Raw genomic sequence first — 23,987 nt, 5'->3', positions numbered from 1 at the left:
CTACCCAACGCCACCGGCCGCCCCCGTGTTCCGACCGCGCCGGAAAGGGCATTTTTATCCTTCAGCCAAAATAATAGTTGAATAACTAATTATTTAGTTTCACTTTTGATTCACCGGCCGCACTTACTCCGTCTGTGCTCCGGTTTCCCCCCTGACCACCGCCGAAAACGAGAATCGCAAACCGAACAACGAATCTATGCCCGACCCTTCTTTCCCCGAACTAACCCGCGCCGAAGAGCAGGTAATGCAGGTGCTCTGGCAGCGCGGCCCCTGCTTTGTGAAAGACGTAGTGCCCGCGCTGCCCGAGCCCCGCCCCGCCGTTACCACAGTGTCCACCATCATCCGCATTCTGGCCCAGAAGGGCTTCGTGGGCCACGAGGCTTTCGGGCGTACCCACCGCTACCACGCCCTGGTGGCCCGCGACGAGTACCGGCGCTTTTCGCTGGGCAAGCTGCTGGGTGGCTACTTCGGCGGCTCGTTCAGCCGGCTGGTATCGTTTTTCGCGCAGGAAGAAAACCTCGACGCGGCGCAGCTGGAAGAGCTGCTGCGCCACGCCCAAACCGCTACCCCCAACGCCCCCGCCGATGCCTCCGACCCTGCTTCCGACCACGACGGCCGCCCTGCTTAGCTGGGGCCTGCAAAGCACGCTGCTACTGGGCGCGGGCTGGCTACTGTACCGCTACGTGCTGCGGCAGGAGCGTTTTTTCCACTTCAACCGGCGCTTTCTGCTGGGGCTGCCCTGGGTGGCGCTGCTGGTTCCGCCGCTGCTTTCGGCCGCCGAGCCCGGTGCGTGGCTGAGCGCCTGGCTGCCGGAGCCCGCTGCCGGTGGCTCGGGCCTGCTGAACGGGGGGTTGCTGCCGGCCATAACGGTGCGGGAGCTGAGCGGCGGACCGACAGCCGGACCGATGCCCTGGCTGCTGGGGCTGTATGGAGGCGGGGTGCTGACGCTGCTACTGCTACTGGCCAGCCAGTTGCTTGCGTTGCACCGGAGCACCCGGCATTTTACCCGCGAAGCCCGGCCCGGTTACGTGCTGGTGCGCACCGGTGGGCAGCGGCCCATCAGCTCCTTTGGCCGGCTGGTATTCTGGGACGAAACCGCGCCCCTGACAACGGCCGATGCCCGGGCGGTGCTGGCCCACGAGCTGGCTCACGTGCGCGGCCACCACACCCGCGAGCGGCTACTGCTGGAAGTGGCGCGGGCGCTGCTGTGGCCGATACCCTTTGTGCATCGGCTGCCCGCGGCCCTGGCCCAAATCCACGAGTTTCTGGCCGACGCGGCGGCGCTGCGGGCCACGGCGGCACCGGGCGCCGCCGTAGCCGCACACCCCGCGGCCCCGGAGGAAACGGCCACGCCCTACCCGGCCCTGCTGGCCCGGCTGGCGCTGGCCTCCCTGAGCCCCGGCTTACCCCTGGCCCATTCATTCACCCAATCTTTCACCCTAACCCGTATCCGTATGCTGACTACCTCCGCCCCCCTCCGCCGCTGGAAACGCTGGCTGCCGCTGCCATTAAGCGCCTGCCTGCTACTCGGCCTGGTGGCCTGCGAAAAGGAGCTCGACAACGCCGTGCCGCCCCCACCGCCGCCCACGGTGGTTTCCATCGGCTCTAGTGTTGAGGCCGTACAGCATAAGCCCGGCGACCCCTACAACTACGTCGAGCAGATGCCGCAGTATGAGGGCGGCCAAGAGCAGCTTCTGGCTGATATCAGCAAAACCCTCAACTATCCGGCGGGTGCATTGGCAGCCAAAATTGAGGGCCGGGCCTTCGTGAAATTTACTGTGGGCGCCGATGGCACCATTCAAAATACCGAGGTGCAGAAGGGCGTGGCCCAGAACAAGCCCGGGGTTTCGAAGGCGCTGGCGCAGGAGCTGGATGAGGCCGCCCTGAACGCCGTGCGCAACCTGCCGGGCAACTGGACGCCCGGCCGCCAGAACGGGGAAGCGGTGCCCGTATATTTCACCGTCCCGATTACGTTTTCAGTCGAGTAGCACTTCTTCGTTTAGCGCTTCCAAAACGCCGTCCGAAATGCTTCGGGCGGCGTTTTGTTTGGTGCTTTGCCTACTTCCGGTTGGACTTCGGTTGAAAGTCAGCCGCAAAAGCCGCACCTTCGTAGTTCCATTCGCCTTCAATTCCCGTTGTTTTAGTGCCTTACCTCTCCACCTTCACCCGCCTCACGACCCCTGCGCTGGCCAGCCTGGGCCTCGCCTTCGCCCTCACCACGCTGCCCGGCTGCGGCTCGCGCTCGGCTACCGACTCCGAAAAGGCCGCTATGGCCGCCGACTCGGTGCAGCAGCCCGCCCCGCTCGATTCGGCTGCCATGCAGCGCTTGGCCATGCGCCGCGACTCGCTCAAGGCCGACTCGATTGTAAAGGTGAGCGGGCAGCTGCCGGGGGCTATTCTGCCGGGCAAGCGCATTGTGGCCTTCTATGGCAACATTCGCTCGAAGGGCATGGGTATTCTAGGCCGCGAGCCCAAGGAGCAGATGTTCCGCAAGCTGAAGAAAGTGCTGGGCGAGTGGCAGGCCGCCGACCCGAGCCGCCCCGTGCAGGGTGCCATTCACAACGTCACCATCACGGCCCAGGGAACGGCCGGCAAAGACGGCAAATGGCGCCTGATGAATTCCAAGGCCACGATTGAGGAGGTTATCAGCTGGGGCAAAGAGCATAATTACATTGTGTTCCTCGATGTGCAGCCGGGCCACAGCACTCTGCAGGCCGAGTTGCCCAAGCTGGAGCAGTACCTCAAAGACCCCATCGTACACCTGGGCATCGACCCTGAGTTTTCGCTTTCCACGATGCCCGGCGTGCGTCCCAACCAGAAAATCGGGACGCTCGACGCCAAGGATATCAACTTCACGATCAACTTCCTGGCCCGCATCGTGAGCGAAAACAAGCTCCCGCCCAAGGTGCTGACGGTGCACCGCTTCACCCGCAAAATGGTGAGCAACTACAAAAATATCAAGCTCGACCCGCGTGTGCAGGTAGTAATGCACATGGACGGCCACGGCGACCCGGTACTGAAAAAGGACTCCTATAAGGCCTATATCGCCAACGAGCCCGTGCAATACACCGGTTTCAAGTTGTTCTACGAGTACGACGCCCGACCCAAGCCCCACCACATCATGACGGCCGCCGAAGTTATTGCCCTCACGCCTTCGCCGCTCTACGTGCAGTATCAGTAAGCCGTGACCAGCTGATTATCAGCTACCTGAATTAACCCCGCAGCAGCGACGCCACCCCGGCCTTTACCATCTGGGCGACTCCTGCTACAGTAAAGGCCCCTGATGCCAATGCATTAGGGGCCTTTACTGTAGCAGGAGTTTCAGCTTTGGGCGCGGTTTTTAGCGCGGTAGCGCATCGGGGTGCGAGCTGGCAAATTCACTCAGCAGCTGCAGCAGCTCGGTATCGGTGCCGCCGGAAGCGGCGGGCAGCAGAAGGGGCTCGTCGGGGTTGGCGTAGCCTACCAGGGAGTAGAAAGCGGCCGAATCCAGCAGCCGAAAGCTCATGCACCATTCGCCGAACAGCCGCTGCTTTATGGGGCCAGCGGCAAGCTTAAGCACATGGCGGTGGCGTAAATCCCGCTCAATGACGGCGAATAAGTCCTCCACCTGCGGCTGCTCGCCCTCCAACACCTGGATAATGTCGCCCTCGTTGCTGTAAAGCAGTATTCCGGTTACACCCAGCTGGCTGTTGCTGGCCCGCCACCACACCAGAAACTGCTGTAGCTCAGCGGCGGTGAAATGCACGGTTGCGGTACTCGTATAAACCAGATGATACATTGTTGGGTGCCGAGGGCTGCTTTTGGCCGGGAAGCTAGGAAAATCCACGGCCATTATCAAAGCGTAGCGCTGTTCAGTGGCCGAAATCGGGCAGTATTAAGCCCGCCTAAAAACGAGCAATCGTTGCCAGGGTGGCAGCAGCTACTTGTTTTTAGGCGGGCAGTTGCTAGTCGCGCCTAGTGCGCGTTCAGATCAATGGGGCCGGCGTCGCGGATGCGCTTGATAAAGATGAGCAGCGGGATGCAGACCAGGAAAAACAGGCCCAGTAGGGTAAACGTCTGGGCGTAGGTGATGAGTGAGGCTTCTTTCATGAGGCTGAAGTTGAGGACCTGATAGGCCTGCAGCTTAGCCTGCTCGAAGGTGAAGCCCTTGCCCATGAAGTTCTGCGTGAAAGCCTGGATGCGCTGCTGCGTTTCGGGGTCGTAGAGCGAGATATTGGGCAGCAGCGCCACCCGGTTGTAGGCAATATTGCGCTCCAGATACGTGCCCACAATGGCCACCCCGAACGAGCCGCCGAGCTGGCGCAGCATCCCCGTGAGGCCCGCCGCCTGGGCGCCGTCTTTGCCCCGCAGACCCTGCAACGACATGGTAGTGATGGGCAGAAACAACAGGCTCAGGCCCAGTCCGCGCAGCATCAGGGGCCAGAAGAAATCGTCCTCGCCAGCCGAACCGGTAATCTTCTGGCTCATCCAGAAGGTGAACAGAAAGAAGATACCGAAACCGAAGGGCAGCATGTATTTCTGCGGGACGCCCGCTTGCAGGGCCTTGCCGATAACGGGCATCATAAAGCCCGCCAGCAGGGCGCCCGGCAGCAGCAAAAACCCCGTTTGGGCCGCCGTAAAGCCCAGAATTCGCTGGGTGAAGATGGGGAAGATGAATATCGACGCGAACAGCCCAAAGCCCAGAATAAACGACAGGATGGCCCCCAGCGCCAGATTACGGCTGCGCGTGAGCACCCGTAAATCCACGATGGGATTTTTGGCCGTCAGCTCGCGCCAGATAAAGCCCACCACCCCGATAACGGACAACAACGCGAAGGTGATAATCAGGCCCGACTCGAACCAGTCTTCCGATTCGCCCTTTTCCAGCACGTACTGCAACGAACCCACCCCCAGAATCAGCAGGAAAATACCGGCCCAGTCCAGCTGCCGCAGGGGCTTCGGAATGGCATTGGCAATGGATTCGGGGTCCTTGATGAACAGGAATGTGAAGATGGTGGCCAGGATGCCCACCGGCACGTTCACGTAGAAAATCCAGGGCCAGTCGTAGTTATCCACGATATAGCCGCCGAGCGTGGGTCCGATGGTAGGACCGATAATGACGCCCATGCCAAACAGGGCCTGGCCCAGGGCCAGCTGCCGGGGCGGGAAAGTATCAATCAGGATGGATTGCGAAGTGGCCATCAGCGCGCCGCCGCCCACGCCCTGAATGAAGCGGAAGGCCACCAGCTCCCAGATGTTGGTGCTCTGCCCGCAGGCAATGGAGGCCACCGTGAACAGAATAACCGAGAAGCCAAAGTAATTACGCCGCCCGAACTGCTCCGACAAAAAGCCGGTCAGGGGCACCACAATCACGTTGGCAATGGCATAGGAGGCAATTACCCAGCTCACTTCCGAGAGCGTGGCCGAGAGGTTACCCATCATCTGGGTCAGGGCCACATTCACAATGCTGGTATCAATGAGCTCCAGCAGCGCGCACAGCACCACCGTAATGACAATAATCCACTTTCTAGCGCCGGTTTCCATGAGGTGAGATGGTGAGATGGTATAACCAGAACGTCATTCTGAGCAGCGCGAAGAATCTCGCGTGCTGACATTGCCAGAGTAATTCCTTGCGTGTAAATGCGTTAGCAGCGTCGGCACGCGAGATTCTTCGCGCTGCTCAGAATGACGTGCTGATAGTCGTTCAACTTATTTCACCTTCACCGTCGCCCGCACGCTCATGCCGGCACGCAAGGGGTGCTTGGGGTCGGTTTTGGTGAGCGTGATTTTAACGGGGATGCGCTGCACCACTTTCACGAAGTTGCCCGAGGCATTATCGGGGGGTAGCAGGGCGAAGCGGGCGCCGGTTGCGGCCGAAAGCGACTGGACTTCGCCGGCGAATTCCTCGTTCGGGTACGCATCAACCTCGATGTTCACGGGCTGACCCACCTGCATGTTTTCGAGTTGGGTTTCCTTGAAGTTGGCAATTACCCAGGTGTTGCCTGAGGCCACCAGGCCCATGAGCTGCTGGCCGGGGCCGATGTTCTGGCCGGCCTGCACGTTCTTCTTGCTCACCAAACCATCGGCGGGGGCCGTAATGGTGGCGTAGCTAAGCTGGAGCTGGGTGTTTTCGAGGTCGGCCTGGCGCTGTTTTACTACGGCTTCGGCCACCAGAATCTGCTGCTGGGCGGCCGCTACCTGCTGCTGGGCCACCAGCACCTGCTGCTCGGCGGTGGCGCGCTGGGCGCTGGTCGAGCTCAGGTTGGCCTGCACGGCGTCGTACTCGCTCTGCGGAATGATATCCTGCTGGCGCAGAAACTTGCTGCGTTTGAGGTCTTTTTCGAGGCGGACGCGGGTGGCGGCACTCACGCCGATGGCGGCACGGGCGGTGCTTACGCCGGCCTGGGCGGTACCCACGCCGGCGCGGGCGGCTACTACATTGGCCCGGGCGGCGGCCAGCGCCGCCTCGGCCGCATTCACGCGCTGCTGGTAGTCGGCGGGGTCAACGGTTACGAGCACGTCGCCCTTCTTCACGGCCTGGTTATCGGCCACTTTCACCTCCAGCACCGGCCCGCTCACGCGCGGAATAATCGGGTACACGTCGCCTTCTACCTGGGCGTCGTCGGTTTCTTCGTGGGCCTGGCCGAACTGGTAGCGCTGCCACCCAAAATAGCCGCCCACCAGCAGCACCAGAACCAGGATAACAAGAATAATGGGGCGCTTGGAGCCTTTCTGCTCCTCGGCTACCGGCTCGGGGGCCGTGGCATGGGGCGTTACGGCCGGGTCGTTCGGAAAAGAAGTTGCCATGTAAGTGAGATGGTGAGTAGTGAGATGGTGAGTTGACATTCAGGTGGCCCGAACGACACGCTAACGGCTATTAGCTAACAGCTTAAAAAAAGTCAGCCCGTGGGGCGCAGCGCCTGGGAGGCACAGCCGGGCTTTACGAGCAGCGTTGCGCAGGTGGCGGTACGTACCACGGTTTCGGCGGTGCTGCCCATCAGAAAGCGGGTAAGGCCCGTCTGGCCGTGCGCGCCGATAACAATCATGTCGGCCGGGTGCAAACGGGCATCGGCTACTATTTCATTGGCCGCCTCGCCCTGCGCCACGGCCGTTGTTACGCGGGCGCCGGCCTGCAAAGCGGCTTCGCGGTGGCGGGCCAGCGCGTGGGCCACCTGCAAATCGGGCAGCGGGGCAGCGGTGGCGTCCAGCACGTGCAGCAGCCGCAGCTCGCCCCCCGTGCCGGCCGCCAACGCCGCCGCGTAGGCGACCAGCTGCTCCGTAACGGCCGAAAAGTCAATCGGGCACAGGATGGTCATGGCGATGAGGTGGTGAGGTGGTGAAATGGTGTCCGGGGAATCCTGTCATGCTCAGCGAAGCCGCAGCATCTCTGGCAGCATCTCTGCTGCTTCGTTGCCGCCGACGGGGTTTCCACTGCGGTAGAGATGCTTCGGCTTCGCTCAGCACGACACGTTCGTTCTATCACTTACTTATCCCAGATAGCCTCGCCCGTGGCGCGCTTGAGCTGGTACTGGCCGAGCGTATAGTTGTAGATGGACTGCAGGCGGGCCAGGCGGGCTTGCAGCAGCTGGGTTTCGGCATCGAGCACGTCGAGGTTGTTGCCTACGCCGTAGCGGTAGCGGCCCTGGGCGCGATTGAGTGCGTCGGAGGCCTGGGCAATCTGCTGGAGCGAGTTGTCGTAGCGCTCGGCGTTGGAGTTGAGGTTGTTGGCCGCCTGGCGCACATCGGCCCGAACCTGCTCCTCGGTGTCCTGGATGCGGGCCTGGGCGCCGCGGATGTTGGCGGCCGCTTCTATGCGCTGGTTCTTGTTCTTGTTGCCATCATAAATCGGCACCGACAGCTGCACCACGCCCACCGAGTTGGGGCGGAACCGGTCGAGGTTGGGCTGGTAGCCGTTTTTGCCGCCCACCTGCGCGCCCACGCCCAGCAGCGGCATGTTGCTGCGCTCGATGAGCTTGAGGTTCAGGTTGGCCGTCTGCTCGGCGTCGCGGGCCAGCTTTACTTCGGGGCGGTTGGCCAGGGCCTGCGCCAGCGCGCCGGTTACGTCGACGGGCTGGGGCTGGTACTCGAAGGTACCGCGTACGGGCACGTTGGCGTAGTCGGGTTTGTGCAGCAGCCGGGCCAGTTGCACCTGCTGGTTCTGCAGCTGGTTCACCAGATCGATGCGGGTGTTGCGGGCCTGGGTGATGCGCACCTGCGTGGTCGTTACGTCGAAGCTGGTGCTCACGCCCGCTTCCACCCGCTTCTGCATGTCGTTCTGGTGGCGTTGCAGCGAGGCAATCTGGGCGTCCTGCACCCGGATGCTTTCGCGTACGAACAGGATGTTGTAGTAGCTCTGAGCCGCCGAGTAGGCCAAGTCGCGGCGCGTAACGGCAATCTGGTCGGAGGCCGTGTTGCGGCGGCTTTCGGCCAGGTTATAGGTAGCGGCGCGCTTGCCGAAATCAACCAACCCGTACTGGGCCGTGATGTGCACATCGTAGTTGTTGTTGGGCGCCAGCTGGAAAGCGGGCGCGTCGGGGGCCAGCTGCAGCCGCACTACCGGATCTAGGCGGGTGTAAGTGGCCGTGCCCGTTACCTGGGGCAGAAAGCCGCCCCGGGTTTGAGTTACGCGGCTGGTGGCGGCGTTCAACTCCTCTTCGAGCGTGGTAATGGCCGGGTTGGCATCAAGCACCGAGCGGATGGTACCGTCGAGGCTGAGCGAGTCGGAAAGCACCGGCCCCTGTTGGGCGCGGGCCGCGCCAGCCGTCAGCAGCAGGCCCAGGGCCAGAGAAGGAGCGGCAAATGTTGGTCGGAAAAGCATAGGATACGGCGGCTTGGTCGTGCATCCCCCTATCCGAAAGTTGTGCCAGCCCCGAAACCCAGGTTCACAAAGCCCCGAAAACTGCTTTTAAGCGCCGAAAAAGCAGATAATATTTTCTAAGAGATTGGTATCCGCCCATTGGCGGGCAATAATTATTCCTGCTATTTCAGGATTTCCTCATCTTCGTTCCCGATATTTAAGGAAAAATACTGGACCGATGCCCGATCAGGACGATTCGCTGCTACTGCGGCTCAACGAAGCTATTGCCACTACCCGCACCAAAGAGGACCTGTTTCGCAGCGTTACGGAAAAGCTACGGCTCATCTTTCCCTTCGACGCCATTACCATTATCACCCTCGATGCCGAGCACCAGTACCGCCGCGTATTTTTGCGCGACTACCTGGGCGAGGTGTTGCTGCCGGCCAGTTCTGCGGCCCAGCCCAGCCGCTCCAGCATCGAAAACACCCCCATCGAGCGGTTGATCCGCGCGGCCGGCCTCCAGCAATTCGACCTGACCGAGCTGCTGCGCGACTACCCGCACTTTCAGCCGTTCGAGGCGCTGCTCGAGGCGCGCATGCGCTACCTGACCACCGTACCCCTGCGCACCGGCGGCCGCCTCATCGGGCTGCTGTCGATGGTAGCGCGGCGGCAGCCCGAGTTTTCGGTTATGGATGCCGACCTGCTCGAAAAGATTGGCAGCCTGGTGGCCGTGGCCGTGACCAATATGCTGGCCTTCGAGGACATTGCCCGCCGCGAGCAGGAGAAAACCATGCAGCTGGCTTTGAGCAATGCGCTGCTGCACATCAAGGAGCGGCACGAGCTGTTCCGCACTATTGCCGCCGAAATCAACCGGGTGGTGCCCTGCGACTACTTCGGGCTGCGGGTACGCGAGCCCGACTCGCTCATCCGTACCCTGGCCGAGTTCCGCAAGCAGCCCGATGGTACCTTCACCTCACCCGACGAGCAGCGCTACGACGGCCTGCCCGACGCCCTGCAGGCCCAGCAAGCTATTGCCGAGGTTTTTGCCCGGCCCGGCGTGTATGGCGGGTTGGTTTTTCAGGAGCTGGCCCGGCGCTACACCCTGCTGGCCTACATCGAGGCCAGCTATGGTATTCACTCGCTGCTGTGCACCCCGCTCGACACCACCAACGAGCCCCCCACGGCCCTCATTCTGGCCAGCCGCGAGCCCCAGGCCTTTACCGACGAGCACCTGGAGCTGATGCAGACGCTGCTGCCCCAGATTCAGTTGGCGCTGCAGAACGTGCTGGCCTTCGAGCAGATTGACGCCCTGCGCGCCCAGCTGGAGCGGGAGCGCACCTACCTCATCGACGAGATAAACACGGCCGCCGCCGCCCGCCTCGACGATTTTGTGGGCGGCAGCGCCGTAATGCAGCAGGTGTACACCCGCCTGGCCCAGGTGGCGCCCACCGATACCACGGTGCTGATAACCGGCGAAACCGGCACCGGCAAAGAGCTGGTGGCCCGCGCCCTGCACCAGCTTTCGCCCCGCCACGAGCGGGCGCTCATCAAACTCAACTGCGCCGCCTTACCCGCCCAACTGATCGAAAGCGAGCTGTTCGGCCACGAGAAGGGCGCCTTTACCGGGGCCGTGGAGCGCCGCATTGGTAAGTTCGAGCTGGCCGACCGGGGCACTATTTTTCTGGATGAGGTGGGCGAGCTGCCGCTCGATCTGCAGGCCAAGCTGCTGCGGGTACTGCAGGAAAAAGAGTTTGAGCGCCTGGGCGGCCGCCGCGTAATTACGAGCGATGTGCGCGTGATTGCCGCCACCAACCGCGTGCTGGAGCAGGAAGTAGCCGCCGGCCGCTTCCGCGCCGACCTCTACTACCGCCTCAATGTGTTTGAGGTGCGCCTGCCGGCCCTGCGCGAGCGGCCCGAAGATGTGGAGCCGCTGGTGCGCCACTTTCTGGAGCGCTTCACCAAGCAGATGGGCAAGCCGGTGCGCCGCCTGCGCGAGCGGGATTTGCGGGCCCTGCGCCAGTACGGCTGGCCGGGCAACGTGCGCGAGCTGGAACACGTGATGGAGCAGGCCGTAATTGTGAGCCAGGGCCGGTTTCTGGAGTTTCAGGGCTTTGCGGCCGGGGCTACGGCCGGCGCGGTCACCATAGCACCGGCCGAATCCGGCGGGCCGCTTAAAACCCTCAAGGAGCAGGAGCGCGACCATATTCTGGCGGCCCTGCACCGCACCGGCGGGCGCGTCAGCGGCCCCCAGGGCGCGGCCGTTCTGCTCGACATCAACCCCAAAACCCTCGAAGCCCGCATGAAAAAGCTGGGCATTGAGCGCACCATCAGGGTGAGCGAGTAGCGCCTGCTACAGCGTCCGGGACTTGATTTTACGCAGTACTTCTTGGTAGGCAGCTACCGGCTGGCCTTCCTTTTTGGCTTGGGCAACGGCTTTCTGCTGCGTGGCCTCGGCCTCGGCATTCAGACGCAGGGCATACAGCAAGTGGGCCAGCGTGTCGTAGTAGCCGGCGCGCGGGTCGAGGCCGATGGTGCGCTGGCTCCAGCGCATGGCTTGGGCCAGGTAGGCGGTGCGGCGCGTGCCGGAGAGGTACACCTCCCAGGCACCATTGTTCAGCTCCATAGCATACACGTCGCCACCGGAGCGGGATACGCCTACCATTTTCACCGTCGAATCTGGGCGGATTAGGTTGGTGTAGGGGGTGGGGGCAGTGAACGGATTTTTCGGGGTGCGCTGGCGGCGGATGGTGTCGGCGGGCGTGGCCATGTAGTGCTGCTCGTAGTAGCTCACGAGCAACGGCAGGTAACGGGCCGTGTCGCCCACGGCTTTGTAATAGCGCAGCATATTGCGGCCGTAGGCTTGGCTGGCCCGCTGCCGGTCGGACGAAGCGTTCCAGGAGGCACTGGCGAAACCGGCCGTCTGGGTGGCCAGCTGCACGTCGCGGCGCACAATAGCGGCCTGCATGGAATTGGCAATAATGGCGTTGTTGATAGCCACGCGCCGGGGCAGGGGCAGCGTGGTATACAGGCTGTCTACGAGGTGCTTATTGAGCTGGGCGGCGTTGTAGGCGCGGCTGTTCAGCACGGGGCCGTATTCGTGCACAAACACCACTTCCGCGAACTGGTCGAAGGCCTTTACCGGCAGCTCCCGCACGTAGTCATCCAGCAATTCCGGGCTGACGGTAGCGCCGACGCTGCGGCGGGCCTGCAGGTACTGACGCAAAAACGCGGCGCTTCGCTCGCCCTGGGTGTAGCGCTTTTCCAGGCTGCTCAGGTTATCGGGGCTGGCCAGCTTCTGCCGAAACGTTTCGATATCGGCCAGGTAGCGCTGTGGGTCGCGCACGTTGCTGAAGCTGCGGTGCAGCACGGTGCCATCGGGATGCAGGTAGAGGTAGGTCGGGAAGGTGCTCACGTGGTAGCGGCGGGCCAGGCGCTGCCCCGCCGGCGTGTTGCCGAAAGCCCGCACCACCAGAAAGTCGGGCTGCAGGGCTTTCACTACCGCCGGATCGTTCAAGGAAGTGCCATACATCCGCTCGGCTTCCTGCCGGCTGAGCTTGGCGGCGCTGGGCGGGGGAGACATGGTGAGCAGCAGAAACACCGGCTTTTGCAGCCGGGCGGCCCGCTGCAGCACCTGGCCCAGCGAGTCTTTCTCAAACGTAAGCTCCTGGGCGGTGGCGGCCGGGGCGGTGGCCAGCAGGCAAAGCGCCACCAGCAGATAGCGGAACAGTACAGTAAACATCGGTAGAGTTAGGTAAGGAAGCTGTTTAGAAAGTCGGGCTTTCCTGTCATCCTGAGCTTGCGAAGGAGCTTATCACGAATGAACAAGTCGTTAGCAACGTGATTAGGTCCTTCGCAAGCTCAGGATGACAAATCCACTCTGAAAATCGACTTTCTAAACAGCTTTAAGAGATGAAGTGGTAGCTAAAGACCGCCGAAACTACGCAAAGGCTTCTTCTGAGGCCGGCGTTGGCTGCTTCAGCCCGCCTGAACTCAGCCCCACAGTGCGCCATTCGTAGGGTTACGCACTGCTGCCCTACTGCCATCTATTCCTGCGAAGCAGGCAACTGAAAACCCTGGCAACGTTGTTTTGCGTGTACCTTTCCTCCTGCATGCCCGATTCCGCCACCCCGTTCTCACCCGCCCAGCTCACCCGCGACCATATCCTGCGGGCCTTGCGCCTGATTGAGCGCCAAGGCCCCCCGCTACCGCCCAGCACCGTGTACGATCTGGTATACAAGGGCCGCCGCTACCCGCCCCGCCCGGTGCTGCAGCTGGCTTTTCAGCTGGCCAGCGGGCAGCCCGAAGCCACTTTGCCGCTGCTGGCCGGCAACCCCACGAACAATCTGCTCGAACGCCTCGACTTCACCGTGACCACCAAGCGGCCCATTTTGGCCAACTCGCCCCACGACGGCGACGTAGCCGCGCAGGAGGCCATGCAAGAGCTGTATACCGGCACCGCATCCGAGGCCGACAAGCCCGGCACGGCGCAGCAGCGGCCGCACAAAGAGGCCCCGGCCGCCGAGGCCCACGAACCCACCGCGCCCTACCAGCGGCCGGCGCCCACGCTCTACACGCCGGCAATGGCACGGGCCGAGCTGTTTTTATCCGACGACGAGCTGGCGGCGGCGCAGGCGGCCCTGCAACGGCGGCGCAACCTGCTGCTGCAGGGCCCACCGGGCACGGGCAAAACGTTTCTGGCCCGGCGGCTGGCCTGGCTGGCGCTGGGCAGCACCGACACGGCCCGCATCGAGCTGGTGCAGTTCCACCCGAGCTACAGCTACGAGGATTTTGTGCAGGGCTTCCGGCCCGACGAGCGGGGTACGTTCCGGCTGCGCGACGGGCTGCTGGTGGAGTTCTGCCGCCGGGCTTCGCAGGACCCCGGGCGGCCGTATTTCCTGCTGATTGACGAGCTGAACCGCGGCAACGTGGCTCGTATTTTTGGGGAGTTGCTGCTGCTTTTGGAGGCCGACAAGCGCGGGCCCGCCCACGCCGTGCGCCTGCCCTACGCCCCGGCCGGCAGCCCGCCATTTTTCGTGCCCGAAAACGTGTTCGTTATTGGCACCATGAACCTGGCCGACCGCAGCCTGGCCCCGCTCGATTACGCGTTGCGCCGCCGCTTTGCCTTCGTGCGCCTGCAACCCGAGTTCGGCGAGCCGCTGCGGGCGCTGCTGGCGGCTCACGGCGTACCGGCCGCGCTCATCAGCCAGCTCATCACCCGCCTCACGGCCCTCAACCAAACCATTGCCGACGACCCCGAGCTGGGCCCCGATTTCTGCGTGGGCCACAGCTACTTCTGCCAGCCCCCCACCCACCCCACCGAAGCGCCGGAGTGGCTGCGCCTGATTCTGCAGCAGGAAATCGGCCCGCTGCTGGATGACTATTGGCTCGACCAACCAGCCAAAGCCGCGGCGCAGAAAAAACGGCTGCTGAACGGGCTATAACCCATTTGCACGGTCGCCCCAGGGCTGAAGCCCTGGGCTAGTCCGGCCCGAATAGTCCCGTGTATCCTCCACTCAATAGCCCAGGGCTTCAGCCCTGGGGCATTTTATGGCCTGCCTATGATTCCCATCCAAAACCTGTACTACCTGCTGTGCTACGCCTGGAACCGGCTGCCCGAGGAAGCGGAGGTGCGGGCGGTGAGCGGGCAGGCATTCAAGTGGCCGCTGCCGCTACTGGCCCAGGTGCTGCTGGGCGGCACGCGCCGGTTGCTGGCCCGAGGCCTGCCGGTGGCCTATGCCGAGCGGGTAGATGAGCTGCCCGAGCTGCGCGGCCGGGTGCTGCTCACGCCCACGCTCAGCCAGGATTTGCCCCGCCGCGGCCGGGCCGTGTGCGCTTTTGATGAGCTGAGCCCCGACGCGCCGCTGGCCGGGCTGCTGCTGGGCACGCTGCAACAGCTAAGCCGCAGCCGGGCCCTGCCACTGGCCCAGCGCCAACAAATCCGGCAGGTGCTGCGGCGGTTTCCGGCGGCGGTAGTGGCGCGGCCGTTGGGGGCGGCCAGCCTGCGGGCCGTGCGGCGGTTGCGGCCAACTGGCCTAGGCGGGTTTCTGCTGAATGTATGCGAGCTGTTGCACCTGAGCGCCCTGCCCGCCCCCGACGCCGAGGGCCCGGCCCGCTTCCGCGACTTCCGGCGCGATGAGCGGCTGATGGCCCGGCTGTTCGAGCAGTTTGTGCGCAACTTCTACCGACTGGAGCAGCGGCAGTTTCGGGTGTCTTCGGAAACCATTGCCTGGCAGGCGGCGGCCGAAACGCCCGAGGCCCTGGCGCTGCTGCCGGCCATGATAACCGACACGAGCCTGGAAAGCCCGGCGCGAAAAATCATCCTCGACACCAAGTACTACGCCGCCGCCCTCAAGCGCCACCACGACCAGGCCCGGCTCATTTCGCCCCACCTCTATCAACTCTACGCCTACCTGCAAAACCAGCCCGCCCGCCCCGGCCAGCTCCTCGAAGGCATCCTGCTGTACCCGGCCGCCGCCCAGGCCGTGGACCTGCGCTATACCCTCGGCGGCCACCCCGTGCGCGTGGTCACGCTCGACCTGAACCAGCCCTGGGAAGGTATTGCGGCTGATTTATTAGCCCTGGTAGCGTAGAGACGCCCTGTGCGCGTCTGCCGGGGCATTCAGCCAAAACACTTATAGGCAAGCCCTGCCCCCACCCGCCGCACCAGCGGACCGGATGCGTGCCGTTTGACGGTGGGCGGGGGCAAGCCCTGCCCCTACTTCATTTTATCAACCTTAATGCAGCCCCGCTACGGGTTTTTTGTCTGTGGGTTGCAACAAATGCAAGGAAGGCTGTACCTTCTTGCCGAATTCCTTCCTCCATTCACCTAAAATTTACCTGATTTGAAACGACGTGACTTTGTGGGCCTCACGGGCCTGGCTGCCGGCGCCCTGTGGCTGCCGGCCGTGCCGGGCTTCGGCGGCTCGCTCGTAGACCCCGCCCGCCTGCTGGAACCCGGCCTCGATGTGGCCGTGAAGAAACGCCTGGCCGATGTGGCCCTGAACACGGCTAAGTCGGCCGGCGCCACTTACGCCGACGTGCGCATTGGGCGCTACCTCAACCAGAGCGTGTTCACCCGCGAAAAACAGGTGCAGAACATTGCCAGCGGCGAGAGTTTTGGGGCTGGCGTGCGGGTGCTGGCCAACGGCACCTGGGGCTTTGCGGCCACCAACACGGTAACCGAAGCCGGCATTGCCAAGGCCGCCCAATTGGCCGTACAGATTGCCAAAGCCAACAGCAAGGTGCAGAAAGAGCCCGTGCAACTGGCTCCGCAGAAGGGCCAAGGCGTGGTGAGCTGGAAAACCCCGATTCTGGTAAACGCCTTCGAGGTGCCGGTGAAGGATAAGGTGGACCTGCTACTGGCCGCCAACGCCGCCGCCCTCGACAACGGCGCTTCGTTCGTCAATTCGGTGCTTTTTCAGGTGAATGAGCAGAAGTACTTCGCCAGCACCGACGGCTCCTACATCGACCAGGATATCCACCGCATCTGGCCCAACTTTTCGGTGACGGCCATCGACCGCGCCACCGGCAAGTTCCGTTCGCGCGATGCGCTCAGCTCGCCTATGGGCCTGGGCTACGAGTACCTGCAGCCCAAGGCCGCCGACAAAATTGCCGGCCCCGCCGGCACCGGCCTCATCGGCTACAAAAACAGCTTCGACATGCTCGCCGACGCCGCGCTGGCAGCCAAGCAGGCCAAGGAAAAACTCACCGCCAAATCGGTAACGGCCGGCAAGTACGACCTCGTACTCGACCCCAACCACCTGGGCCTGACCATCCACGAATCGGTGGGCCACCCCACGGAGCTCGACCGCGTGCTGGGCTACGAGGCCAACTACGCCGGCACCTCGTTTGCCACGCTGGAGTGGCGCGCCAAAAACCAGCCCTATGGCTCGAAGCTCGTGAATATTGTGGCCGACAAGCTGCAGCCCGGCTCGCTGGGCGCCGTGGGCTACGACGACGAAGGCGTGCCGACCAAGGAGTGGAACATTATCGACCAAGGCAAGCTGGTGGACTACCAGAAAATCCGCGACCAGGCCCACATCGTGAACCAGAAGCAGTCGGATGGCTGCTGCTACGCCGACTCGTGGAGCACGGTGCAGTTCCAGCGCATGCCCAACATCAGCCTCAAGCCCGGCACCAACAAGCTGAGCGTGGATGAGATGATCAGCAAGGTGGATAAAGGTATTTACATTGCTGGCCGCGGCTCGTTCTCCATCGATCAGCAGCGCTACAACTCGCAGTTTGGCGGGCAGGTGTTCTACGCCATCGACAAGGGCAAAATATCGGGCATGCTCGAAGACGTGGCCTACCAGACCAATACGCTCGAGTTCTGGAACTCCTGCTCGGCCATCTGCGACGAGTCGGACTACCGCATGTTCGGCTCCTTCTTCGACGGCAAGGGCCAGCCCAGCCAGGTGTCGGCCGTGAGCCACGGCTCGGCCACCACGCGCTTCAACAACGTGAACGTCATCAACACTGCCCGTAAAATTTAAGCTGTTAGCTGTTAGCTGCTGGCTGTTCGCTTCTACTTTGGAGGCCTGGCCAAAAGCTAACAGTTAATAGCCATTAGCTAACAGCTTAAACAAACAACATGGCCATCCTTTCCCAGACCGAAGCCCAAGCAATTCTTACCAAAGTAATTGGCTTCAGCAAAGCCGACGAGTGCGAAGCCACGCTTAGCGGGCAGTCGGGCGGCAACGTGCGCTCGGCGCGAAACGCCATCAGCACCAGCGGCGGCATCGACAACGTGAGCCTGGCGGTGGAAGCCCGCTTCGGCAAGCGCTCGGGCGTGGCCACCTGCAACCAGTTCGACGACGCCACGCTGCGCACCTGCGTAACGCGGGCCGAGGAAATTGCCCGGCTCGCCCCCGAAAGCCCCGAGTACATGCCCCTGCTCGGGCCCCAGAAGTACCTGCCCATCACCAACAGCTTCGCCAAAGCCACGGCCGACATTACGCCCGACTACCGCGCCGCCCAGGTGGGTAGCAGCATGGCCGTCAGCGACGAGCGCAAGCTCAGCTCAGCGGCCTTCCTCAACGATTCGGCTGGCTTTCTGGCCAAGCGCAACAGCAAGGGCCTGGAGGCCTACCAGCAGCAGTCGGGCCTGGAGTTCAGCATTACGGTGCGCACGCCCGACGGCACCGGCTCGGGCTACGCCACGGCCGACTACAACGATGCGGCCAAGTTCGACGCGAAAGTGCTGACCCGCATTGCGGCCGACAAGGCCGCTGGCTCGCGCAACGCCAAGGCCCTGGAGCCCGGCAAGTACACCGTAATCCTGGAGCCCGCCGCCCTGGTCGCCAACACCGATGCCTCACTGCTGCAGGCGCTGATGAGCGCCATGGATGCCCGCAACGCCGACGAAGGCCGCTCGTTTCTGAGCAAGAAGGGAGGAGGCAACCGCAAGGGCGAAAAGCTGTTCGATGAGCGCGTCACCATCTACTCCGACCCCGCCAACGCCGAGGTGCCCGACCTGGTTTTCTCGGGCGACGGCCGGCCCCAGCAGAAGATGACCTGGATTGAAAAGGGCGTGGTAAAAAACCTCTATACCTCGCGCTATTGGGCCCAGAAAGCCGGTATTCCCGACATTCCACGCCCGGGCGGCTGGATTATGGAAGGCGGCACCCAGAGCGTGCAGGACTTGATTAAGGGCACGGCCAAAGGTATCTTGGTCACGCGCTTGTGGTACATCCGCCCCGTCGACCCCCAGACGCTGCTCTACACTGGCCTGACGCGCGACGGTACGTTCTATATTGAGAATGGCCAGATCAAGTTTCCGGTGAAGAACTTCCGCTTCAATGAGAGCCCGATCATCATGCTCAACAACCTCGAAGCCATCGGCAAGCCCGTGCGGGTAGGCGGCAACCTCGTGCCGCCGCTCAAAATCCGCGACTTCACCTTCACCAGCCTTTCCGACGCCGTCTAAAATCGCCGGTTTTGCAGATGGTGCTGTTGAAGAGGATTCGTTCGGATGATTGATTTTGAATTTCATCCGAATGAATCCTTTTTAGCTGTACCATCTGCACCATCTGTGATTCATCCTTTTCATCTGCACCATCTGCACCATCTGTGATTTTATGAAACGACGTGATTTTGTGGGCCTCACGGGCCTGGCCGCCAGCGCCCTGTGGCTGCCCGCTATTCCCGGTTTCGCCGGCGACATTGTAGACCCGCTGCGCCTGCTGGAGCCGGGCCTGGATGTGGCCATGAAGAAGCGCCTGGCCGATGTGGCCCTGAACACGGCCAAGTCGGCCGGGGCCTCTTATGCCGACGTGCGCATCGGGCGCTACCTCAACCAAGGCGTGTTTACCCGCGAGAAGCAAGTGCAGAACATTGTCAGCTCCGAGAGTTTTGGGGCCGGCGTGCGCGTAATTGCCAACGGCACCTGGGGCTTCGCGGCCACCAACACCGTAACGGATGCCGGCATTGCCAAAGCCACCCTACTGGCCGTGCAGATTGCCAAAGCCAACAGCAAGGTGCAGAAGGAGCAGGTGCAACTAGCTCCGCAGAAGGGTTTCGGCGAGGTTTCGTGGAAGGCGCCCATTAAAGTAAACGCCTTCGAGGTACCAATTAAGGACAAGGTAGATCTGTTGCTGGCGGCCAATGCGGCGGCTATGGATAACGGCGCGTCGTTCGTAAATTCGGTGCTGTTTCAGGTGAACGAGCAGAAGTACTTTGCCTCCACTGACGGCTCGTATATCGACCAGGACATCCACCGCATCTTCCCCACGTTTGGCGTAACGGTGGTCGACCGCGCCTCGGGCAAGTTCCGTTCGCGCTCGGCCCTGAGCGCCCCCATGGGCCTGGGCTACGAGTACCTGCAGCCCAAGGCCGCCGACAAAATTGCCGGCCCCCAGGGCTCCGATGTCATCGGCTACAAAAACAGCTACGACATGCTGGAGGATGCCGCCCGCGCCGCCAAGCAAGCCAAGCAAAAGCTCACGGCCAAATCGGTAACGGCCGGCAAGTACGACCTCGTGCTCGACCCGCACCACCTGGGCCTGACCATCCACGAATCGGTGGGCCACCCCACGGAGCTCGACCGCGTGCTGGGCTACGAGGCTAACTTTGCCGGTACCTCGTTTGCCACGCTGGAATGGCGCGCCAAAAACCAGCCCTATGGCTCGAAGCAGGTGAACATTGTGGCCGATAAGCTGCAACCCGGCTCGCTGGGCGCGGTAGGCTGGGATGATGAAGGCGTGAAAACCAAGGAGTGGAACCTGATTGAGCAGGGCAAGCTGGTGGACTACCAAAAAATCCGCGACCAGGCGCACATTGTGGGGCAGAAGGAGTCGGATGGCTGCTGCTACTCGCAGTCGTGGCAGGATGTGCAGTTCCAGCGCATGCCCAATGTGAGCCTCAAGCCAAGCACCAGCAAAATGAGCGTGGATGAGATGGTAAGCAAGGTGGATAAAGGCATTTACATTGCCGGCAACGGCTCGTTCTCCATCGACCAGCAGCGCTACAACTCGCAGTTTGGCGGCCAGGTGTTCTACGCCATCGACAAGGGCAAAATCACGGAGATGCTCGAAGATGTGGCTTACCAGACCAACACGCTCGAGTTCTGGAACTCCTGCGCCGGCTCCTGCGACCAGTCGGATTACCGCTTGGCAGGCTTCTTCAACGATGGCAAGGGCCAGCCCAGCCAGAGCTCGGCCGTCAGCCACGGCTCGGCCACCACGCGCTTCAACAACGTGAACGTGATCAACGTCGCCCGTAAAATTTAAGCTGTTAGCTATTAGCTGTCGGCTGTTAGCTTTTTGTTCTCTCAGAAAGCTAACAGCCGATAAGCTAACAGCTAATAGCCATCAGCTAACAGCTTAAAATTAAAACATGGCTATCCTTTCCAAAGACGAATCCCAGGCCATCCTGAAAAAGGTGCTCGGCTTCAGCAAAGCTGATGAGTGCCAGGCCAACCTGAGCGGGCGCACCACCGGCAACGTGCGCTACGCCCGCAACTCGGTGAGCACCGCCGGAGGCACCGACAACGTGAGCTTGGCGGTGGAAGCGCGCTTCGGCAAACGCTCGGGCATTGCCACCTGCAACGAGTTCGACGATGCCACGCTGAAGCGCTGCGTGCAGCGGGCCGAGGAAATTGCGCGGCTCGCTCCCGAAGACGCCGAGTATATGCCCCTGCTCGGGCCCCAGCAATACCTCACGCCCACGGCCTACGCCGCCAGCACTGCCGCCATCACGCCCGATTTCCGGGCCCAGGCGGCCGGCGACAGCATTGCGCTGTGCACGGCCAAAAACCTGACGGCTGCCGGCTACCTCGAAGACGGTGCCTACTTCCAGGCCCTGCGCAACAACAAGGGCCTCGAAGCTTACCAGCAGAGCACCAACGTCGATTTCAGCATTACGGTGCGCACGCCCGACGGCACCGGCTCGGGCTACGCCACAGCCGACTACACCGACGCGGCCAAGTTCAACGCCAAAAACCTCACCCAGCTGGCAGCCGACAAAGCGGCCGGTTCGCGCAACGCCCGGGCCCTGGAGCCCGGCAAGTACACCGTCATTCTGGAGCCCGCCGCGCTGGCGTCGGATGAAGGACTGCTCAACAACCTCATGTACAGCCTCGGGGCCCGCGAAGCCGATGAGGGCCGCTCGTTTCTGAGCAAGAAGGGCGGCGGAAACAAGGTGGGCGAAAAGCTCTTCGATGAGCGCATCACCATCTACTCCGACCCGCTGAATGCCGAGGTGCCCAGCGGCGTGTTCGACGGCGAAGGGCTGCCGGTAAAGCGCATGACCTGGATTGATAAGGGAAAGGTTTCCAACCTCTACTACTCGCGCTTCTGGGGCCAGAAATCCGGCAAGCCCGCCACGGCTTTCCCCGGCAACTGGATTATGGAAGGCGGCACCCAGAGCGTGCAGGACCTGATTAAGGGCACGGCCAAAGGCATTCTGGTCACGCGCCTCTGGTACATCCGCGACGTAGACCCGCAGACGCTGCTCTACACCGGCCTCACGCGCGACGGCACGTTCTATATTGAGAATGGCCAGATCAAGTTTCCTATCAAGAACTTCCGCTTCAACGAGTCGCCGGTAATTATGCTCAACAACGTGGAGGCCATTGGCCGTCCGGTGCGCATCGGCGGTAATCTGGTGCCGCCGCTCAAAATCCGCGACTTCACGTTCACCAGCTTGTCGGACGCGGTGTAAGGCGTAAGGCTGCGCTGGTTTTGCAAGTTAAAAAGCCCATCTGGCAAGCTGCCGGATGGGTTTTTCAATTACCGCCGCTACCAAACCCTGTTGAAACCACAGCGCCAAACCAGCATTTGTAAAATCTGATGCAGCCGACCTTTTCCGCTGCACATGCAGCAAAATCCGCCTTTTTGATTGCTTGATTTCGCTGATCAAAAATCTGATTATTCCCTTTTCTGCTTTTTATTCGGGCTCAAACGGCGGCAGCTTTGCTCAGCTTTACCGTGTGGCTGCCGTGCAAGCGGTGCCGCGTTTCCTATCTTCCGCCATGCCGTCCATCTACCAACTCAAACCCCTTTTTCAGCAGCTGTTGCGGCCGGTACTGGCGGGCCTGCACCGGGCCGGCATCTCGGCCAACGCCGTAACGGTGGCGGCCGCGCTGGCCTCGGTGGCCTACGGCGGCTGGTTGTGGCTGTATCCCGGCAGCCGCTGGGCCTGGGGCCTGCTGCCCGCGTTTCTGCTGCTGCGCATGGCCCTCAACGCCATCGACGGGCTGCTGGCCCGCGAGTTCAACCAGCAGAGCCGCCTCGGCGCCATCCTCAACGAAACCGGCGACGTGGTATCCGACGCGGCCCTGTATGCCCCCTTCGCCCTGCTGCCCGGCGCATCAGCGGCTTTAGTGGGCCTAGTGGTAGTACTGGCGGTGCTGACCGAATTCGTGGGCGTACTCGGCCAGGTAGTCGGCGCGGAACGCCGCTACGAAGGCCCCGCCGGCAAGAGCGACCGGGCTTTTGTGTTCGGGGCGCTGGCCTTGGCCGTGGGCCTGGGGCTACCCGCCGGGCCCTACCTGCACTACTTATTCGGTATCGTGGCGCTGCTGCTGCTGCTCACCTGCTGGAACCGCGCCCGCAAGGCGTTGGGCTGAGCGGTTAATTGTCAGCAACAGCACGTGGCATGCTGAGCATGCCACCCATTTCTCCCCGCTCACTTCATCACCACAAAAATGCACGGCGTTCTGGCGTATGCTTTCGGGGGAATTCTGGCGTTGCTGGTGGTAGCTTCGGCCATTACGGCGGCGCTGATCCGGCGGTATCCGGCGCGCAGCTACACGTCGGTGCGGCTGCGCATCCAGACGTGGTGGTGGCTGGCGGGCCTGCTGTTTCTGGCCCTCAGCTTTGACCCGCTAGTGGCGCTGGGGCTGACGGCTTTCGTGAGCTACCTAGGCTTCAAGGAATTCGTTTCGCTGGTGCCCACCCGGCCCACCGATAACCCCACGCTGCTGCTGGCCTACCTCGCCATTCCGGTGCAATACCTGTGGGTGCACATGGCCTGGTACGGCATGTTCATCATTTTTATTCCGGTATATGTGTTTCTGCTGCTGCCATTGCGCATGGTCGTAGCCGGCGAAACTAAAGGCTTTTTGCGGGCCGCCGGCACGCTGCACTGGGGCCTGATGACGACCGTTTTCAGCATCAGTCACCTGGCCTACCTGCTGGCACTACCCGCCCACGCCGGAACCCACGGGCCCATAAGCGGCGAGATGCTGGTGTTCTACCTGCTCGTGCTCACCCAACTCAACGACGTCGCGCAATTCCTGTGGGGCAAGCTATTGGGCCGTCGCGCCATTGCGCCCCGCGTGAGCCCCAACAAAACCCTCGAAGGGCTGCTGGGGGGCGTGCTGACCACCACGCTGCTGGCCTGGCTGCTGGCGCCCTGGCTCACCCCGTTCAGCCCGCTCGATGCCGTGCTGGCGGGCGGGCTCATCAGCCTCTTCGGCTTCACCGGCGACGTGGTAATTTCTGCCATCAAGCGCGACATCGGCGTGAAGGACTCTGGCCACCTGCTGCCCGGCCACGGCGGAGCCCTCGACCGGCTCGACTCGCTAACCTATACCGCGCCACTGTTCTTCCACTTCATTTATTACTTCTATTATTGAAGAAGTTGAGGTCTGGGATGTCCCCTGTCATTCTGAGCGGAGCGAAGAATCTCGGCGCATGCAACACTGACATCAGTATATACTTTGGCACGCGAGATTCTTCGCTCCGCTCAGAATGACAGGCTGTATCCCCAT

General features: G+C 62.5%; 18 protein-coding genes. 12 read left to right on the top strand and 6 right to left on the bottom strand.

Annotation, left to right across the window (positions count from 1 at the left end):
* Positions 1-196 precede the first annotated feature (196 nt).
* From BLW21_RS13175 to BLW21_RS13165, 3 genes are all read left to right on the top strand, one after another.
* The gene (locus BLW21_RS13175; RefSeq protein ID WP_092740764.1) at positions 197-628 is read left to right on the top strand and encodes a BlaI/MecI/CopY family transcriptional regulator; all 432 of its coding nucleotides are present in this window, start codon (positions 197-199) and stop codon (positions 626-628) included.
* Positions 585-1,988, top strand: a complete 1,404-nt coding sequence (locus BLW21_RS13170) for a TonB family protein (RefSeq protein WP_092740762.1) — start codon at positions 585-587, stop codon at positions 1,986-1,988. The genes BLW21_RS13175 and BLW21_RS13170 overlap by 44 nt, the downstream gene beginning before the upstream one ends.
* A 155-nt stretch (positions 1,989-2,143) precedes the next feature.
* Positions 2,144-3,181 carry a hypothetical protein gene (locus BLW21_RS13165; protein WP_175470965.1) on the top strand — a complete coding sequence of 346 codons (1,038 nt, stop codon included), beginning with the start codon at positions 2,144-2,146 and terminating at the stop codon, positions 3,179-3,181.
* Positions 3,182-3,340: 159 nt separating this feature from the next.
* Here BLW21_RS13165 and BLW21_RS13160 read toward each other — a convergent pair whose 3' ends face one another.
* From BLW21_RS13160 to BLW21_RS13140, 5 genes are all read right to left on the bottom strand, one after another.
* Complete coding sequence (locus BLW21_RS13160) at positions 3,341-3,778, bottom strand: BLUF domain-containing protein (protein WP_217633868.1); 438 nt, start codon at positions 3,776-3,778, stop codon at positions 3,341-3,343.
* Positions 3,779-3,954: 176 nt separating this feature from the next.
* A complete protein-coding gene (locus tag BLW21_RS13155; RefSeq protein WP_092740758.1) occupies positions 3,955-5,523 on the bottom strand; it encodes a DHA2 family efflux MFS transporter permease subunit in 1,569 nt (522 codons plus the stop codon).
* 165 nt (positions 5,524-5,688) lie between these two features.
* Positions 5,689-6,786 carry an HlyD family secretion protein gene (locus BLW21_RS13150; protein ID WP_092740756.1) on the bottom strand — a complete coding sequence of 366 codons (1,098 nt, stop codon included), beginning with the start codon at positions 6,784-6,786 and terminating at the stop codon, positions 5,689-5,691.
* Between the two features lie 92 nt (positions 6,787-6,878).
* Positions 6,879-7,295 (bottom strand): universal stress protein, encoded by a 417-nt coding sequence (locus tag BLW21_RS13145; protein WP_092740754.1) that lies wholly within the window; start codon positions 7,293-7,295, stop codon positions 6,879-6,881.
* Positions 7,296-7,462: 167 nt separating this feature from the next.
* The gene (locus tag BLW21_RS13140) at positions 7,463-8,797 is read right to left on the bottom strand and encodes a TolC family protein (RefSeq protein ID WP_092740752.1); all 1,335 of its coding nucleotides are present in this window, start codon (positions 8,795-8,797) and stop codon (positions 7,463-7,465) included.
* Positions 8,798-9,014: 217 nt separating this feature from the next.
* Between BLW21_RS13140 and BLW21_RS13135 the strand changes: the two genes are divergently transcribed.
* Positions 9,015-11,120 carry a sigma-54-dependent Fis family transcriptional regulator gene (locus BLW21_RS13135; RefSeq protein WP_175470963.1) on the top strand — a complete coding sequence of 702 codons (2,106 nt, stop codon included), beginning with the start codon at positions 9,015-9,017 and terminating at the stop codon, positions 11,118-11,120.
* 6 nt (positions 11,121-11,126) lie between these two features.
* On the opposite strand, the gene BLW21_RS13130 is transcribed toward BLW21_RS13135, so the two are convergent.
* Positions 11,127-12,515, bottom strand: a complete 1,389-nt coding sequence (locus tag BLW21_RS13130; protein WP_092740750.1) for a hypothetical protein — start codon at positions 12,513-12,515, stop codon at positions 11,127-11,129.
* Positions 12,516-12,885: 370 nt separating this feature from the next.
* Here BLW21_RS13130 and BLW21_RS21550 point away from each other — a divergent pair, with 370 nt between their 5' ends.
* The 8 genes from BLW21_RS21550 (at position 12,886) to BLW21_RS13090 (ending at position 23,852) form a co-directional block, all read left to right on the top strand.
* On the top strand, positions 12,886-14,217 hold the full coding sequence (locus BLW21_RS21550; protein ID WP_175470962.1) for an McrB family protein: 1,332 nt from the start codon (positions 12,886-12,888) through the stop codon (positions 14,215-14,217).
* 117 nt (positions 14,218-14,334) lie between these two features.
* Positions 14,335-15,366, top strand: coding sequence for a 5-methylcytosine restriction system specificity protein McrC (locus BLW21_RS13120; RefSeq protein WP_092740748.1), 1,032 nt, complete (start codon positions 14,335-14,337; stop codon positions 15,364-15,366).
* Between the two features lie 252 nt (positions 15,367-15,618).
* Positions 15,619-17,268, top strand: coding sequence for a TldD/PmbA family protein (locus BLW21_RS13115; RefSeq protein ID WP_092740746.1), 1,650 nt, complete (start codon positions 15,619-15,621; stop codon positions 17,266-17,268).
* Positions 17,269-17,366: 98 nt separating this feature from the next.
* Entirely contained in the window at positions 17,367-18,701 is a 1,335-nt protein-coding gene (locus BLW21_RS13110; RefSeq protein ID WP_092740744.1) for a TldD/PmbA family protein, read from the top strand.
* A gap of 151 nt (positions 18,702-18,852) precedes the next feature.
* The gene (locus tag BLW21_RS13105; RefSeq protein ID WP_092740742.1) at positions 18,853-20,502 is read left to right on the top strand and encodes a TldD/PmbA family protein; all 1,650 of its coding nucleotides are present in this window, start codon (positions 18,853-18,855) and stop codon (positions 20,500-20,502) included.
* 106 nt (positions 20,503-20,608) lie between these two features.
* Entirely contained in the window at positions 20,609-21,934 is a 1,326-nt protein-coding gene (locus BLW21_RS13100) for a TldD/PmbA family protein (RefSeq protein WP_092740740.1), read from the top strand.
* Positions 21,935-22,244: 310 nt separating this feature from the next.
* On the top strand, positions 22,245-22,841 hold the full coding sequence (locus BLW21_RS13095; protein ID WP_092741058.1) for a CDP-alcohol phosphatidyltransferase family protein: 597 nt from the start codon (positions 22,245-22,247) through the stop codon (positions 22,839-22,841).
* A 78-nt stretch (positions 22,842-22,919) separates the two neighbouring features.
* On the top strand, positions 22,920-23,852 hold the full coding sequence (locus tag BLW21_RS13090) for a phosphatidate cytidylyltransferase (protein WP_092740738.1): 933 nt from the start codon (positions 22,920-22,922) through the stop codon (positions 23,850-23,852).
* The last annotated feature ends 135 nt before the right edge of the window (positions 23,853-23,987 follow it).

This window comes from Hymenobacter psychrophilus (assembly GCF_900107135.1).
In the GTDB taxonomy this organism is placed as follows: Bacteria; Bacteroidota; Bacteroidia; order Cytophagales; family Hymenobacteraceae; genus Hymenobacter; species Hymenobacter psychrophilus.
Note: the sequence above shows the minus strand (reverse complement) of the source record. Positions and strands in the feature narration are given on the sequence as shown.

Excerpts from the sequence above, each read along its gene's own strand:
- BLW21_RS13175 (WP_092740764.1), top strand. The coding sequence starts at position 197 with ATGCCCGACCCTTCTTTCCCCGAACTAACCCGCGCCGAAGAGCAGGTA.
- BLW21_RS13170 (WP_092740762.1), top strand. The coding sequence starts at position 585 with ATGCCTCCGACCCTGCTTCCGACCACGACGGCCGCCCTGCTTAGCTGG.
- BLW21_RS13160 (WP_217633868.1), bottom strand. The coding sequence starts at position 3,778 with ATGTATCATCTGGTTTATACGAGTACCGCAACCGTGCATTTCACCGCC.
- BLW21_RS13155 (WP_092740758.1), bottom strand. The coding sequence starts at position 5,523 with ATGGAAACCGGCGCTAGAAAGTGGATTATTGTCATTACGGTGGTGCTG.
- BLW21_RS13150 (WP_092740756.1), bottom strand. The coding sequence starts at position 6,786 with ATGGCAACTTCTTTTCCGAACGACCCGGCCGTAACGCCCCATGCCACG.
- BLW21_RS13145 (WP_092740754.1), bottom strand. The coding sequence starts at position 7,295 with ATGACCATCCTGTGCCCGATTGACTTTTCGGCCGTTACGGAGCAGCTG.
- BLW21_RS13140 (WP_092740752.1), bottom strand. The coding sequence starts at position 8,797 with ATGCTTTTCCGACCAACATTTGCCGCTCCTTCTCTGGCCCTGGGCCTG.
- BLW21_RS13135 (WP_175470963.1), top strand. The coding sequence starts at position 9,015 with ATGCCCGATCAGGACGATTCGCTGCTACTGCGGCTCAACGAAGCTATT.
- BLW21_RS13130 (WP_092740750.1), bottom strand. The coding sequence starts at position 12,515 with ATGTTTACTGTACTGTTCCGCTATCTGCTGGTGGCGCTTTGCCTGCTG.
- BLW21_RS21550 (WP_175470962.1), top strand. The coding sequence starts at position 12,886 with ATGCCCGATTCCGCCACCCCGTTCTCACCCGCCCAGCTCACCCGCGAC.
- BLW21_RS13120 (WP_092740748.1), top strand. The coding sequence starts at position 14,335 with ATGATTCCCATCCAAAACCTGTACTACCTGCTGTGCTACGCCTGGAAC.
- BLW21_RS13110 (WP_092740744.1), top strand. The coding sequence starts at position 17,367 with ATGGCCATCCTTTCCCAGACCGAAGCCCAAGCAATTCTTACCAAAGTA.
- BLW21_RS13105 (WP_092740742.1), top strand. The coding sequence starts at position 18,853 with ATGAAACGACGTGATTTTGTGGGCCTCACGGGCCTGGCCGCCAGCGCC.
- BLW21_RS13100 (WP_092740740.1), top strand. The coding sequence starts at position 20,609 with ATGGCTATCCTTTCCAAAGACGAATCCCAGGCCATCCTGAAAAAGGTG.
- BLW21_RS13095 (WP_092741058.1), top strand. The coding sequence starts at position 22,245 with ATGCCGTCCATCTACCAACTCAAACCCCTTTTTCAGCAGCTGTTGCGG.
- BLW21_RS13090 (WP_092740738.1), top strand. The coding sequence starts at position 22,920 with ATGCACGGCGTTCTGGCGTATGCTTTCGGGGGAATTCTGGCGTTGCTG.